The organism is Methylobacter arcticus (genome assembly GCF_050917435.1).
Lineage (GTDB): Bacteria > Pseudomonadota > Gammaproteobacteria > Methylococcales > Methylomonadaceae > Methylobacter_A > Methylobacter_A titanis.
The window spans coordinates 1815993-1829704 of sequence record NZ_CP159583.1; the positions used below are offsets into that span (position 1 = coordinate 1815993).

A 13712-nucleotide genomic window follows, 5' to 3' on the forward strand; every position below is an offset into this window, starting at 1 on the left:
AAATATTATTGTACTGCCAATGCGTTGGCTTGCAAAAAGTAGCATAGGGTTGATATTGCTCCAACCCAGCATTTGCTGCGTAAGTTACCGAAGAGTAAATAAGCCATTTACGATATAATCAAATTTTTAGATTAATTTCGCTTTAATAGCTCATTTGAAATGGCTACACATCAAACACTAATTTTCTCCCCTAAAATTCCGCAGAAACAAGATCAATCGTTCATCTGGACCGGTTTAACCGGCTGTGGTGATTCGTTGGCATTGGCTTCTGCCATTAAAAATGAAGATTGTTTGTTTGTTATTGTGACGCCGGATAATCAGATCGCTTTGCGGCTTGAGCATGAGTTGTCGTTCTTCTTGCAGGGCGAATATCCCATTTTGCATTTCCCCGATTGGGAAACCTTGCCGTACGATGTGTTCTCTCCGCTGCCGGAAATTATCTCGGAGCGGCTGAAAACGCTGGCCTTGTTGCCGCAGGTGAAACGTGGCGCACTGGTGGTTTCGGTGACGACATTAATGCACCGATTAGCACCCCGTGAGCATGTTCTGGCTAACAGTTTTGCGGTTAAAGTCGGCGATGATTTTAATCTGGAATTGAATCGCCTCAAGCTGGAAAGCGTCGGCTATCATTGTGTTTCGCAAGTCTACCAACACGGTGAATTTGCGGTCAGGGGTTCGATAGTCGATTTGTTTCCGATGGGCAGCAAGATGCCGTATCGCATCGAATTATTCGACGAAGAAATAGAATCTATCCGTACTTTCGATGCTGAAACGCAGCGGTCATTGGAGAAAATCGATCGGATTCAGCTATTTCCGGCTCGGGAGTTTCCGTTTACCGATGAGGCTATCAAGCACTTTCGCCAGGGTTTCAGGGATGCTTTCCCTGAAACTTCACCGAAAAATCATTTCTACCTGGACGTCAGTAAAGGCATTACGCCCGGCGGCATTGAATATTATTTGCCGCTGTTTGTAGAACAAATGGCGTCATTGTTCGATTACCTGCCAAAGTCGGCGGTTGTGGTGATGTCGGATAGTTTTGACGCAAATTCACGGGCTTTTTATGCCGAAGCCGAGGACAGGTTTCAGCAACGGAAATATGATGCAGATAGGCCGTTATTGAAACCGGAACTGTTGTTTTTATCGACGGATGAGCTGGCGCAAAGAACCGGAGCATTTGCCCGAATTACTCTCGACTGCATGGATGCAGGAGGTACGACTCCATGGATGGAGGAGGTAGAGCAATGCATGGAGCAATTGCCGAGAGCAATGCAGGGAGCAATTGCCGAAAATGGCATAGTTTCGGATGCCGATAGCATTGTTTTCAACTGCCGGCCGCTGCCCAATGTAACCATCGATGCCAAGCATGAGCAACCGGCGCAGGCATTGCAACAGTTTGTCGATAGCTTTGCCGGTAAGATTTTGTTTGTTGCAGAATCGGCAGGACGCCGCGAAGCCTTAATGGAGAGATTAAGGCAGTACAAAATCAGCGTGAAACAGGTCGAAAGCTGGGATAAATTTCTCCAGTCGGAACTGTCGCCCTGCATTCTGGTTGCGCCGATGGATCATGGCTTATGGCTAGCAAATCCGGCTATCGCGATCATCACCGAAAACCTGCTATCCGGCGAGAAAGTACAGCAACGGCGCAGACGGCGTAAGTCTGCGGCGCATGAGCTGGAAAATATTGTCAATAACCTGAATGAATTGACCATAGGTTCGCCGGTGGTGCATCAGGAGCATGGCGTGGGCCGTTATTTGGGTTTGCAGACCTTGGACATTGGCGGTATCGCGTCAGAATTTTTGACCCTGGAATATGCTAATAACGACAAGCTTTATGTGCCGGTTTCGGCCTTGCATGTGATCGGTCGTTATACCGGCGTGAGCCCGGAAAATGCGCCTTTGCATAAACTGGGCGGCGACCAGTGGAATAAGGTCAAGCAAAAAGCCATTAAGCGCATCCGCGATGTCGCCGCAGAATTGCTGGAAATTCATGCCAAAAGAGCGGTCAAGCAAGGCCATGCCTTTCAGGTCGAAAATATCGAATACGCGGCTTTTGCCGACGCCTTTCCCTTTGAAGAAACGCCGGATCAGCAGACTGCGATCGAAACGATACTCGAAGACATGGCCAGCCCCCATCCTATGGACCGGGTGATTTGCGGCGATGTCGGTTTTGGTAAAACCGAGGTGTCTATGCGGGCGGCGTTTATTGCGGTGCAAAACGGCAAACAGGTGGCGATATTGGTGCCGACCACCCTGCTGGCGCAACAGCATTTTCAGAATTTTCGCGACCGCTTTGCCGACTGGCCGGTACGCGTCGAAGTGCTGTCGCGTTTTGTCAGTCCCAAACAGCAAAAAGAGATTGCCGATGAACTGGAGCAGGGCAAGGTCGATATCGTCATCGGCACGCACAAGTTATTGTCGAAAGAGATAAAATATAAAGCGCTGGGGCTGGTGGTAATTGATGAAGAGCACCGTTTTGGCGTGACCCAAAAAGAGCATTTCAAAAAGCTGCGCAATGAACTGGATATGCTGACCCTGACCGCAACGCCTATTCCGCGTACCTTGAATATGGCGATGTCGGGCTTAAGGGATATATCCATTATCGCCAGTCCGCCGCCTAATCGTCATGCGATCAAGACCTTTATCAGCGAATGGATAGATGCACAGATCAGGGAAGCCTGTTTGCGTGAAATTAAGCGCGGCGGACAGGTGTTCTTTTTGCATAACGATGTTAAATCGATGGAGAAAATGGCCGGGGATCTGGAAGCGCTGGTGCCTGAAGCGCGGATTGAAATTGCCCATGGACAAATGCCGGAGCGCCAGCTGGAGCGCATCATGCTGGATTTTTATCATCAGCGCTTTAATCTGTTGTTGTGTTCTACGATTATTGAAAGCGGTATCGACATACCGAGCGCCAATACCATTATTATCAATCGCGCCGATAAACTGGGCTTGGCGCAGTTGCATCAGTTGCGCGGCCGGGTAGGGCGCTCGCATCACCGGGCTTACGCCTATTTTGTGGTGCCGCCGCTTACCTTGATGAGCAAAGATGCCGTTAAGCGGCTGGAAGCGGTCGAGGCATCCGGCGATTTGGGCGCAGGATTTATGCTGTCGTCGCATGACATGGAAATTCGCGGCGCGGGTGAATTGTTGGGCGACGACCAAAGCGGCCAAATTCAGGAAATCGGTTTTACGCTGTATACCGAATTGCTGGAACGCGCGGTCAATGCCCTAAAATCCGGTAAACAGCCGGAACTCGATACACCCATGGACAGGGGGCCGGAAGTCGATTTGCAAACGTCGGCGCTGATTCCTGAAGACTATCTGCCGGATATTCATGGCCGTCTGGTGTTGTATAAACGCATCTCCAATACTGAAACCAAGGACGATTTGCGCGAATTGCAGGTGGAAATGATCGACCGTTTCGGCTTATTTCCAGAGCCTGTGAAAACGTTGTTCAGCGTCACCGAATTAAAGCAGCAGGCCGAAAAGCTGGGTATTAAGAAAATAGAGGCCAATGCTGGCGGCGGGCGCATTATTTTTACAGCGACGCCTAATATTAATACCGACCAGTTGATTTCCCTGATACAAACACAGGCGCAAGTTTATAAATTCGATGGTGCGGATAAGTTAAGGTTTATCAAGCTGTTTGAAACGACCGAACAGAAGCTGGAGTTTATAACTGAATTATTGGATAAATTGACCTTAAAAAAATGACGATGATTAAAATAATGGTTTACAGTCTGGCGGCGATGCTGGGACTCTTTAGCAGTCCTCTTTTAGCTGAAGGCGGTGCTTATCAAATAGAATTGATCGTATTTTCGCAGGCGATGCCCAATACCGAGGTGTTCGAGCAGACCGTGCAACCAACACAGTGGCCGTCTGATTTGACGGAGCTGTCGGCTTATAAAAAACCGGAGACTACAACGCTAGATGACAGTTATGCGGCATTGTCGAAAGACTCGGCTTACCAACCTATCTTGCATGTTGCGTGGATTCAGCCGGTTGGGGAAGGGGGGCTAAGTTCTCCTGTTCATATTCAGAGCGCCGACGGCAACCTGAATGGCTATGTCCGGATGCAGCAGGATCAGGATTTGCAAATGGTGGTTGATTTGGAACTGGGTTCTGATTTGGGTGACGACTCCGGTAACGAGGTGGTTTATCGATTAAATGAAAAGCGACCGATTAAACCCGGCGAAACCTATTATTTGGATCATCCAAAGTTTGGGGTTGTCGCAAAAATAAGCCCTTTGTAGGGTATGCCGCCCTATGCATTCCGACGCTGGAGAGACTGTGAAAGTATTCGTTTTTAGAAAAATTAAAGAATAACCACGGAGAGCACGGAGAGCACGAGGTTTTTAATGCATTGAATTAATGCTGTTATTTTCTCCGTGTCCTTCGTGTTCTCTGTGGTAAAACATTTTTTCAGTCCGATTTGGATAATACGTTCATAGTCTCTGGAGCGTGGGAATGAGGAAATAGGGGGGTGGTGAATGCAGCAGCAATTAACAAGGAACAAAAATGAAGAGAAAAGATATAGTCCCGACAAGTCAGGAACGGGTGATGCGGGAAAATGATTTCATCGTTTCCAAGACTGACCTAACGGGACGCATCACCTATGGGAACGAGATTTTTATCGAGTTTTCTGGATATGACGAGGAGGAACTTCTGGGCAGTCAGCACAATATCATTCGTCACCCTGATATGCCGAGGGCAGTGTTTAAGTTGTTGTGGGACTACATAGCAGAAGACAAGGAGATCTTTGCCTACGTCAAAAATATGTCAAAAGATGGCGGGTTTTATTGGGTGTTTACTCATGTCGCACCGATGAAAGATAAAACTAAGCAAAAAATTGGTTACAGCTCGGTGCGCAGGATGCCTAATCCCAAGGCTATTCCGATTGTGACCGATGTGTATCGTGCGATGCTGAATGCCGAACGGAATGCGGGGCCGAAGGATGCGATTGCGGCTTCAGGCGCGGTATTGAGTAGCGTATTAAAAGACAAGGGCCTTACTTACGAGGAATTGATCAATGTATTACAGTCGCTTTAAAAATAATGAAAAACTAGCATTAGCGGTTGTTGCTTTTTGCTGGCTCGGCTTGCTGGTTTCCGTTTGGATGTCGGCCCTGAACGGAGCCGAAGGGGGTGGCGGGACGATCATACCGTCTTTGTTGACCGTCGGTTCAGCCTTATCTATCGTGTGGTGGAGAAAATCAAGATCAGGCGATCAGCAATTGCTGGCTAAATTGCTTAGCGCAAGTGACGAATGGGCGCAAGGATCCGTAGACGTAAGACTTACCTATATCGGCGGAAAAGAGCGGCCGCTTCAACAGCTTGCCTGGTCGCTGAATAATTTGATGGATCAGGTGGAAGCTTCACAGGTAGATATGTATTATTCTCTGGCGTATGTCACCTATGGCGATTTTACCCGACGCAGTTATCCGGAAGGATTACATGGCGGATTTTCATCGGCGTTGAAGCAACTGAATAGTGTTGCAAAAACCTTATCTATCACCACAACGGCTATTGCTGAATTGATGAACGCGATAGCTGAGGGCGACTTTAATAAAAAAGTTGATGTTAATGTCGAAGGCGAATACAGGCTTGCTGTAGACCGCGCTATGCAAGCCATGCAGGCTATGCAAGCTATGCTGGGCGATGTGGGCAAGGTCATGGGTGGTGTGGCTTGTGGCGATATCAGTCAGCGTGTTCAAGCCGAAGGTCGCGGCGACCTCGGTAAATTGAAAGACGATATTAATCTCTCGCTCGATGCTCTAGGAAGCCTGAATGACATAGCACTTATTGCGAGTGCCTTGTCCGATGGCGATCTGACTCAAACTATCAATAAGGATTATCCCGGCACCTTTGGCGCAGTGATTTTCGGCATGAATGGCACCGTGGAAAATCTTAGGAGTCTGGTAGGGGAGATCAAGGATTCCACTAACAATATCAATACCGCAGCCAAAGAAATTGCTGCGGGTAATAATGATTTGTCGCATCGCACCGAAGAACAGGCCGCCAGTTTGGAACAGACTGCGGCCAGCATGGAAGAGCTTACTTCCACCGTGCAGATGAACGCCAAAAGCGCCGAACAGGCCAATCAGCTTGCTGTGGGGGCTACGGATATTGCAGGCAAGGGGGTCGTAGTGGTCGATCAAGTTGTAATGACGATGGAAGGCATCAATGAATCCTCGCGCAAGATTGTGGATATTATCTCGGTGATTGACAGTATTGCTTTTCAGACCAATATTCTTGCCCTCAACGCCGCAGTAGAAGCGGCGCGTGCAGGCGAACAGGGTCGGGGTTTTGCCGTGGTGGCTGGAGAAGTGCGCAATCTTGCTCAACGCGCTGCTGCTGCCGCAGGAGAAATAAAAAACCTGATTGGCGATGCGGTAGAAAAGGTTGAAGACGGCACTAAACTGGTTACCCAGGCTGGAAAAACCATGGAAGAAATTGTTAGCGCTATTCGTGGCGTCACTGTCATTATGTCCGAGATCAGAACTGCTTCCGTTGAACAAACTTCCGGTATCGAGCAGGTCAATCAGGCTATTGGACAAATGGATGAAGTCACCCAACAAAATGCTGCGTTAGTGGAGCAGGCAGCTGCTGCTGCAGAATCGCTGGAAGAGCAGGCGCAAAACTTGTCGGTTACCGTAGGGCGTTTTACTGTTGATAATGGTCCGGGTGGTTTCCATAGCTCTCCCCATGTAACGCCGACGGTCAATAAAAGTTCAGTGCCGATCAGGGCGAAACCGCAGTTACAGCCGGTTTCTGACGGTGATTGGGAGGAGTTTTAAGGAGATAGGCTGGCGTATTGTTGTATGGACAGATATTTCATCAATACACTCGTCGTCCAAGCACTTACTGATTTTAAATAGCCTTCAGGTTATAATGCTCGTCGCTTACTAAGCCTTGGTCGATTGCCTCAGGCTTTTTTCATTATTACACGTGTGTAGGTTGGCATAGCGTAAATCCGCAAATCAACGCCACATCCGTTGGGTTACGGCGCAAAAAGACACGCCTAACCCAACCTACTTACTATTAAAAATATGACACAAAAACTTTATATTCAAACCAACGGTTGCCAGATGAACGAGTATGATTCCGATAAGATGCGGGATGTGCTCAACGCTTCACATGGATTTGAATTGATTGACGATCCAAAACTAGCCGATGTCTTGCTGTTGAATACTTGCTCAATACGCGAAAAAGCGCAGGAAAAAGTATTTTCGGCTTTAGGTAAATGGCGCAGGATTAAAGACAAGCGTCCCGACGTCATTATCGGTGTTGGCGGCTGTGTCGCCAGCCAGGAAGGTGCTGCCATCCAGAAGCGGGCGCCGTTTGTGGATATCGTGTTCGGGCCGCAAACTCTGCATCGTTTGCCCCAGCTTCTTGATCAAGCACGTAGTCAGAAAAAACCCGTAGTTGATATATCATTTCCTGAAATAGAAAAATTTGATTCGCTGCCTGAACCCAGAGCCGAAGGTCCAAAAGCCTTTGTTTCGGTCATGGAAGGATGCAGTAAATATTGCACGTTCTGCGTGGTGCCTTATACCCGGGGTGAAGAAATTAGCCGTCCCTTGGATGATGTGATTGCCGAAATTACCTCATTAGCCAAACAAGGTGTGCGCGAAATCAATCTGTTAGGCCAAAATGTTAATGCCTATCGTGGTGTGATGGACGATGGCGATATCGCTGATTTTGCCTTATTGCTGCATTATGTGGCGGCGGTAAAGGGTATAGACCGGATTCGTTTTACCACCTCGCATCCGATGGAATTTACTGATGCGTTGATTGAGGCCTTTGCCGAAATCCCGCAACTGGTTGACCATCTGCATTTACCGGTACAAAGCGGCAGCGATCATATCTTAAAAATGATGAAGCGGGGCCATGCCCGTGCTGACTACATTGAAATTATTCGCAAGTTACGTGCAGTACGCCCCAATATTTATTTATCATCGGATTTTATTATTGGTTTTCCCGGTGAAACTGATGCCGAGTTTGAAGAAACCATGTCGTTCATCGAAGAAATCGGTTTCGATTTGTCCTTTAGTTTTATTTATAGTTCACGTCCCGGAACGCCTGCGGCCGAGTTGCCGGATGATGTGTCTGCGGAAGTCAAAAAACAGCGCTTGGAACGATTCCAGAATCGTATTAACGAGATGACGGCGGCCATTTCGCAGAGCATGATCGGCACCGTACAAACGGTTTTGGTTGAAGGCCAGTCTAAAAAGAATCCGCTGCAAATGCAGGGCAGAACCGAGAATAACAGAGTCGTTAACTTTATCGGGCACCCGCGTTTGGCCGGACAGTTTGTCGATGTGCTGATTGCCGAGGCTTTACCCAATTCTTTACGCGGTCGGATGGTCGACTTATCTGTCGATGCTTCTTCTTGATAAAACACGTTTGGTAACAACTGATTTATGATTTCACAGGAAATTTCTTTGGCACCTGCCGATATTGGCCGGTTATCTAATTTTTGCGGTCAATTCGATGCGCATTTGCGGCAGATTGAATCGCGTCTTCAGGTCGAGATAGCCAATCGAGGCAATCAGTTTAAGGTGACGGGATTAGATAGTTCAGTCAAGGCGGCTTGCGCCGTTATGCAGAAATTATTTGCCAGCACCCAGAAAGAACAATTAACTGCCGAACTTGTGCATTTAGCCATGCAGGATTCATCGATTGATGAATTGTTGGGTGATCCGAAAGCATCGTCCGGGCAAAACGTTAGCATTAAGACCAAATGCGGGATGATCAGGGGGCGTGGGGCTAACCAGCAAGAATATCTGCGAAAAATCATGACGCATGATATAAATTTTGGCGTGGGACCTGCCGGAACCGGAAAAACCTATCTGGCGGTTGCCTGCGCCATTGAAGCCTTGCAAAGCGAAAAAGTCAGAAAAATTATTCTGGTGCGTCCTGCGGTAGAAGCCGGTGAAAAATTGGGCTTTTTACCGGGTGATATGGCGCAAAAAGTCGATCCTTATTTACGGCCTTTGTATGATGCACTATACGATATGCTTGGTTTTGATCGGGTTGAGAAAATGATTGATAAGGGCATCATAGAAGTTGCGCCGCTGGCTTTTATGCGCGGCAGAACGCTTAATGATAGTTTTATTATTCTGGACGAGGCGCAAAATACCACCGTTGAGCAGATCAAAATGTTTCTGACCCGCGTAGGATTTGGCTCCACAGCGGTGGTGACCGGTGATGTTACCCAGATCGATTTGCCTTCGGAAAAGATGTCGGGTTTACGCCATGTGCTTGAGGTGCTGAAAAACGTTGAAGGTATCAGCTTCACCTTTTTCGATGCACGTGATGTGGTCAGGCACCCGTTGGTGCAACGTATTGTTTGTGCCTATGAAGCCTACGAAAAGACCAACAAGGCCGCGTTGTGAATGAGTTAGAAATTCAGGCTATTTTTGAATCGAAAGGCCAACCAGATCAGCAACACATCCAGCTTTGGATTGATACGGCGCTGGAAGATTACGCTCAGGACACTGAAATTGTCGTGCGTATTGTCGATGAGCAGGAAAGCGCTGAGCTCAATGAACAGTATCGCCATAAACAAGGCCCGACCAATATCCTCAGTTTTCCGGTCGACCTGCCGGAAGGTATTGAGTTGAATTTACTGGGCGATTTGGTCATCTGCGCCCCGGTGCTGGAAAAGGAAGCTCTGCAGCAAAACAAGCGCTTGGCCGATCACTGGGCGCATATTGTTGTGCATGGCGTGTTACATTTGTTAGGCTATGATCACATCGACGATAAGGAAGCCGAGCAGATGGAAAGCAAGGAAATAGCAATTTTAAACAGGTTACAAATCAGTAACCCTTATAAAGAGGTAAACGATGTATGAGTGATGAACAACCCCCAAGTAGAAACTCCCCACAGAAAAGCTGGGTTGATAAAATCAGCCAACTACTGAGTGGGGAGCCGCAAGACCTTGAGGATCTACTTGAAATTTTAAGAGAAGCACGGGAAAAACACTTGTTGGGTTCGGATGCCTTATCCATGATTGAAGGCGTTTTGCAGGTTTCTCAAATGCGGGTCAGGGATATCATGATTCCCCGTGTTCAAATGGTTGTCGTACCCAAAGAGGCTGATCTGGAAACCATATTGCCGCTGGTTAAGGAATTTGGGCATTCTCGCTATCCGGTTATTGACGGGGATAGGAGTAAAGTGGTCGGCGTATTGTTGGCCAAAGATATACTGGCTCGCATTAGCGAAAACCAAACCCTGAAAGCGCATGAAATAATGCGCCCGTTATGTGTTGTGCCGGAAAGTAAGCGCTTAAATGTGTTGCTTAAAGAATTGCGTACCAATGGTAATCACATGGCCATTGTTGTTGATGAGTACGGCCAGTCGGCAGGCCTGGTCACCATTGAAGATGTGTTAGAGCAAATCGTTGGCGAGATTGAAGACGAACATGACGATCATGAAGACGAAGGCTATATTTTTCAGCGCAACGATAATGAATATATGATTAAAGCGCTGACGCCTATGGATGAGTTTGACGAATATTTTTCCACGCATCTGGCAACCGATGAATACGATACCATCGGCGGTTTTATCGTCAGTCAGCTGGAACATATGCCCAAAAAAGGCGAGAGCCTTGTTGTGGATTCAATGAAATTCGAAGTGATTAGAGCGGATAGTCGGCGCCTACACCTGCTAAAACTGAGAATAATTGAGTAGAATTGTCCACGAAAAGATATAAGTCTAGGGGCGAAGGACTGGAGATCGATTGGATGTTGGCATGTGGTTTTTTCGCCCTTCGCTCTTCGCCCTTTGTTTTTTGACGGATTTTTAAAAGTTTTTTTCGTGTATTTCGTCGACAAAATGCCTGTCAGTGTTCTTTTAGTCTAATCGTATTTGATGTATTTAAATCGCGGGTCATCGGGTGTGCCTTCTAATGCGCCGCCTTCTTTTGCAGGCTGCCACATAACCACCGCTTCGATTTTACCGGCCAATTCGAAATCCTTGTTGGTAATGCCTTTAGCCGCATGATTCATTAGCTTGACGATCACAAAGGCATAAGAAACAGTAAGGTCCGGATGATGAAATGCTACCTCAGCCAAGTGCCCAACCGTATTAACAACCATCAAGGTCGCTTTCCAGCCGCTGGTTTTGTATTTGCGCCGAATCCAGCCGTTTTCCAGATACCAGTGCGGCAATTCCTCCTTTAATCGCTGTTCGACATCTGCATCAGAATAAGTATCTTCATGTGTGCGTTCTCTCCAACCCATAATGGCTCATCTCTTGTTTGGTTATGAAATGGTTAAGGTGCAAAGGTTAACAGAGAAAGAACATCCGATCAAGCATCTGACCCACGGTTCTTTTTTATTGGAAATTACTTTAAACATACCTTGCTATCCTAGTTCTCTTGCTCTAGATGCGTGGCTTCGCAGCCTTGTTGATAAAACATAAATGACGGGGAAAATGGAACAACATCAATTGTTAAAGTTGTTTCTTGTTGAAATACTTTAACGGCATCAGCGACGCTATTACGGAAATTGTTAAACAATTGTTTTGCGAGCTTCTCTTGTGCTTCGTCTGCGCCCAAGGCAAATGGATCTTCAGCAAGATTGGTTGCATCAATGGCTTCTTGAAAGGCCTCGGTCGAAAGGGTTTGAATTTTATTTTCGAAATCAGCGAAAATTTGCGGCCCCTTTTCACTTTTAATGCGATCTATATCGGCTTGGTCGGCATAGACAAGAAACGCACCTTTAGCGCCTTGAAACTCATTTTTACAGGCTCCGCCATCCATAATTCTGACCAGATTTAATGTTTGATTATCTTTAATCAAGGTCATTGGCGGATTTTGACCTGAACTCTGCAGTGATTCATCCGTTATTACGGATAATTTATCCTTTGTAGGTGTGGCTGGTTTGTCCTGTTTTAGCTCTTGAGTCGCACATGCTGCCAGGGCCACAAACGCCATACTGATTAAAATTTGAATGCTTGCTTTCATAAATCACGGTGTGTTGTTAAGTGAGCTTTTGATATCCTCCCCCAGCTAAAGCAAGGGGATTTTTGATTGCTCAGGAGTGAGTATGTATTGCTACTGCTCACTGCTTTCTGCTGCTGACGGCATTACTGCACCGTTCACTTCACAGACTAACCCCGTCAGTCCGACGGTTTTTACTCATTTACTCTGGCATTCAAGACTTTACTCGGGTCGCTTGGTTATCGCTGATCGTGATGTAAGGTCTTTACCCCTAGAGAAATCTTACCAATAAGGCACTTATTTTGCTAAACAAATTTAAACGAATATAGGAAGCAGTGAATCACTCGCAAATTGGGCCGCTTACATCCCCGCCCTGAACGGCGAGGTGTGGATAAATAGTGTAATCTTTAAAAAAGTTATGGGCTAAAAAATATGACTGATGAGTTAGGATACGGGCTAAGATACGAAAAAATAAAGGTATTGAACGCTTATGGTTTTTGCACACAAGAAAATTGTTAACAAGGAATATCTAAATAATTGTTCATCAAAAAAAATATATTAGTTGTATTAAAATTTTTCTTTACAAGTTTGCCATAAGTAATTAAAAAGTGAGTTTTTAATGTTAGATTAATTATAACTATGAAAGTATCTAAATCTGTATCAGATAAATCCACGTCTGAAATTGGTGTCGACAAAAACAAAGATGATCTTGATATTGAAATCTTCGATTTGGGTTTGAGCAATGAATATATAGCTCTGCCTAACGAAAGTGAGAAAGCTGCAAAGAAAATGGCGGCACGAAGAAAAATTGAACTGTATTGGGAAAAAAAACGCCTGCAAGAACAGCTTGGTGATTTATATGGTGATGACCTTGATCTTGATTTCTAGTTTAGCCATAGTTAAAGAGGGCAAGGTTGCGTTTATTTATCGCAGGATGATATTTTTTATGCTGGGAGCGGCAGGTAAATCATGCTTAACATCCGGTTTGCACGTTTTTTGGTAGTCCATCCTTAGCTTTTATAATCAGGTTTTCATAAAACTGAACAACCACCAGCTAAAGCTGGTGGGTTCGTATAATGGACTAAAGTCCGGATACGGGTCATAAGACCCGTTCATGACTCTGTCCTAAAATTATCATCTCCTTTGGGTTCAAAATGATGTTCCAGATAATTTTTTATCATTTCATCTGTCAACTCACCAGAAGTCACGCAAAAGTAACCCCGTGCCCAGAAGTGACGACCCCAATAGCGTTTTTTCAAATCAGGAAAACTCTCGAACAGCTTCATCGAACACCTGCCTTTGATTCGCCTCATAATTTCGCTCGGTGCCAAATTGGGTGGCGCAGAAACCAAAATATGGACAGGATCCTGACTGATAACGCCTTTCAGAATTTCTATTTCAAAGGCTTCACAGGTTTGCCTAATCAGTTCACGAACTTTCAAACCAACGTCACCTTTCAACACCTTATAACGATACTTTGTGACAAATACAAAATGATATTGAATTTTAAAAACAGTATGACTTCCATAACGGTAATCCATAAGGCCCCCTACTTTTCAGTTCAGAGCAATATCATACGTCAAAAAATCATAGATAAATCTGACCACCTAAAAGGCGGTGGTTTTAACCTTACTACGGACTAATAAAATGCCGTTTTATAACGTATAACGTATTTACCAAGAAACACGAGGTGCCGATATGTCGAAAGTATCTTTTCTTCTGTCGATGGTCTATGGTCTGCTAGAGTCGGGGTCTGTTGTATTAGT

12 protein-coding genes are annotated in these 13712 nt (G+C 46.1%); 9 read left to right on the top strand and 3 right to left on the bottom strand.

Annotation, left to right across the window (positions count from 1 at the left end):
• The first annotated feature begins 159 nt into the window (after positions 1–159).
• From mfd to ABXJ76_RS08715, 8 genes are all read left to right on the top strand, one after another.
• On the top strand, positions 160–3714 hold the full coding sequence (mfd, locus tag ABXJ76_RS08680) for a transcription-repair coupling factor (RefSeq protein ID WP_432746087.1): 3555 nt from the start codon (positions 160–162) through the stop codon (positions 3712–3714).
• Between the two features lie 2 nt (positions 3715–3716).
• Positions 3717–4253 (top strand): CsiV family protein, encoded by a 537-nt coding sequence (locus ABXJ76_RS08685; RefSeq protein WP_432746089.1) that lies wholly within the window; start codon positions 3717–3719, stop codon positions 4251–4253.
• Positions 4254–4518: 265 nt separating this feature from the next.
• Entirely contained in the window at positions 4519–5049 is a 531-nt protein-coding gene (locus ABXJ76_RS08690) for a PAS domain-containing protein (protein ID WP_432746091.1), read from the top strand.
• Positions 5030–6796, top strand: a complete 1767-nt coding sequence (locus ABXJ76_RS08695; protein ID WP_432746093.1) for a methyl-accepting chemotaxis protein — start codon at positions 5030–5032, stop codon at positions 6794–6796. Before ABXJ76_RS08690 ends, ABXJ76_RS08695 begins: the two co-directional genes overlap by 20 nt.
• 252 nt (positions 6797–7048) lie before the next feature.
• Positions 7049–8395 carry a tRNA (N6-isopentenyl adenosine(37)-C2)-methylthiotransferase MiaB gene (gene miaB, locus ABXJ76_RS08700; protein WP_432746095.1) on the top strand — a complete coding sequence of 449 codons (1347 nt, stop codon included), beginning with the start codon at positions 7049–7051 and terminating at the stop codon, positions 8393–8395.
• A gap of 27 nt (positions 8396–8422) precedes the next feature.
• Positions 8423–9397 (top strand): PhoH family protein, encoded by a 975-nt coding sequence (locus tag ABXJ76_RS08705; protein WP_432746097.1) that lies wholly within the window; start codon positions 8423–8425, stop codon positions 9395–9397.
• Positions 9394–9855: an rRNA maturation RNase YbeY gene (ybeY, locus tag ABXJ76_RS08710; RefSeq protein WP_432746099.1), complete on the top strand. Its 462-nt coding sequence runs from the start codon at positions 9394–9396 to the stop codon at positions 9853–9855. Before ABXJ76_RS08705 ends, ybeY begins: the two co-directional genes overlap by 4 nt.
• The gene (locus ABXJ76_RS08715) at positions 9852–10694 is read left to right on the top strand and encodes an HlyC/CorC family transporter (RefSeq protein ID WP_432746101.1); all 843 of its coding nucleotides are present in this window, start codon (positions 9852–9854) and stop codon (positions 10692–10694) included. Before ybeY ends, ABXJ76_RS08715 begins: the two co-directional genes overlap by 4 nt.
• 167 nt (positions 10695–10861) lie before the next feature.
• Here the strand turns inward: ABXJ76_RS08715 and ABXJ76_RS08720 are convergent, their stop codons facing one another.
• Both ABXJ76_RS08720 and ABXJ76_RS08725 read right to left on the bottom strand, forming a co-directional pair.
• Positions 10862–11245, bottom strand: a complete 384-nt coding sequence (locus tag ABXJ76_RS08720) for a 4a-hydroxytetrahydrobiopterin dehydratase (RefSeq protein ID WP_432746103.1) — start codon at positions 11243–11245, stop codon at positions 10862–10864.
• A gap of 128 nt (positions 11246–11373) precedes the next feature.
• Positions 11374–11970, bottom strand: coding sequence for a hypothetical protein (locus tag ABXJ76_RS08725; RefSeq protein ID WP_432746105.1), 597 nt, complete (start codon positions 11968–11970; stop codon positions 11374–11376).
• Positions 11971–12585: 615 nt separating this feature from the next.
• Between ABXJ76_RS08725 and ABXJ76_RS08730 the strand changes: the two genes are divergently transcribed.
• Positions 12586–12834: a PA3496 family putative envelope integrity protein gene (locus ABXJ76_RS08730; RefSeq protein ID WP_432746107.1), complete on the top strand. Its 249-nt coding sequence runs from the start codon at positions 12586–12588 to the stop codon at positions 12832–12834.
• A gap of 224 nt (positions 12835–13058) precedes the next feature.
• On the opposite strand, the gene tnpA is transcribed toward ABXJ76_RS08730, so the two are convergent.
• Positions 13059–13487, bottom strand: a complete 429-nt coding sequence (tnpA, locus tag ABXJ76_RS08735; protein ID WP_432741254.1) for an IS200/IS605 family transposase — start codon at positions 13485–13487, stop codon at positions 13059–13061.
• Positions 13488–13712 lie beyond the last annotated feature (225 nt).

Excerpts from the sequence above, each read along its gene's own strand:
- ABXJ76_RS08730 (WP_432746107.1), top strand. The coding sequence starts at position 12,586 with ATGAAAGTATCTAAATCTGTATCAGATAAATCCACGTCTGAAATTGGT.
- ABXJ76_RS08725 (WP_432746105.1), bottom strand. The coding sequence starts at position 11,970 with ATGAAAGCAAGCATTCAAATTTTAATCAGTATGGCGTTTGTGGCCCTG.
- miaB (WP_432746095.1), top strand. The coding sequence starts at position 7,049 with ATGACACAAAAACTTTATATTCAAACCAACGGTTGCCAGATGAACGAG.
- ABXJ76_RS08720 (WP_432746103.1), bottom strand. The coding sequence starts at position 11,245 with ATGGGTTGGAGAGAACGCACACATGAAGATACTTATTCTGATGCAGAT.
- ABXJ76_RS08715 (WP_432746101.1), top strand. The coding sequence starts at position 9,852 with ATGAGTGATGAACAACCCCCAAGTAGAAACTCCCCACAGAAAAGCTGG.
- ABXJ76_RS08690 (WP_432746091.1), top strand. The coding sequence starts at position 4,519 with ATGAAGAGAAAAGATATAGTCCCGACAAGTCAGGAACGGGTGATGCGG.
- ABXJ76_RS08685 (WP_432746089.1), top strand. The coding sequence starts at position 3,717 with ATGATTAAAATAATGGTTTACAGTCTGGCGGCGATGCTGGGACTCTTT.
- ABXJ76_RS08695 (WP_432746093.1), top strand. The coding sequence starts at position 5,030 with ATGTATTACAGTCGCTTTAAAAATAATGAAAAACTAGCATTAGCGGTT.
- ABXJ76_RS08705 (WP_432746097.1), top strand. The coding sequence starts at position 8,423 with ATGATTTCACAGGAAATTTCTTTGGCACCTGCCGATATTGGCCGGTTA.
- tnpA (WP_432741254.1), bottom strand. The coding sequence starts at position 13,487 with ATGGATTACCGTTATGGAAGTCATACTGTTTTTAAAATTCAATATCAT.
- mfd (WP_432746087.1), top strand. The coding sequence starts at position 160 with ATGGCTACACATCAAACACTAATTTTCTCCCCTAAAATTCCGCAGAAA.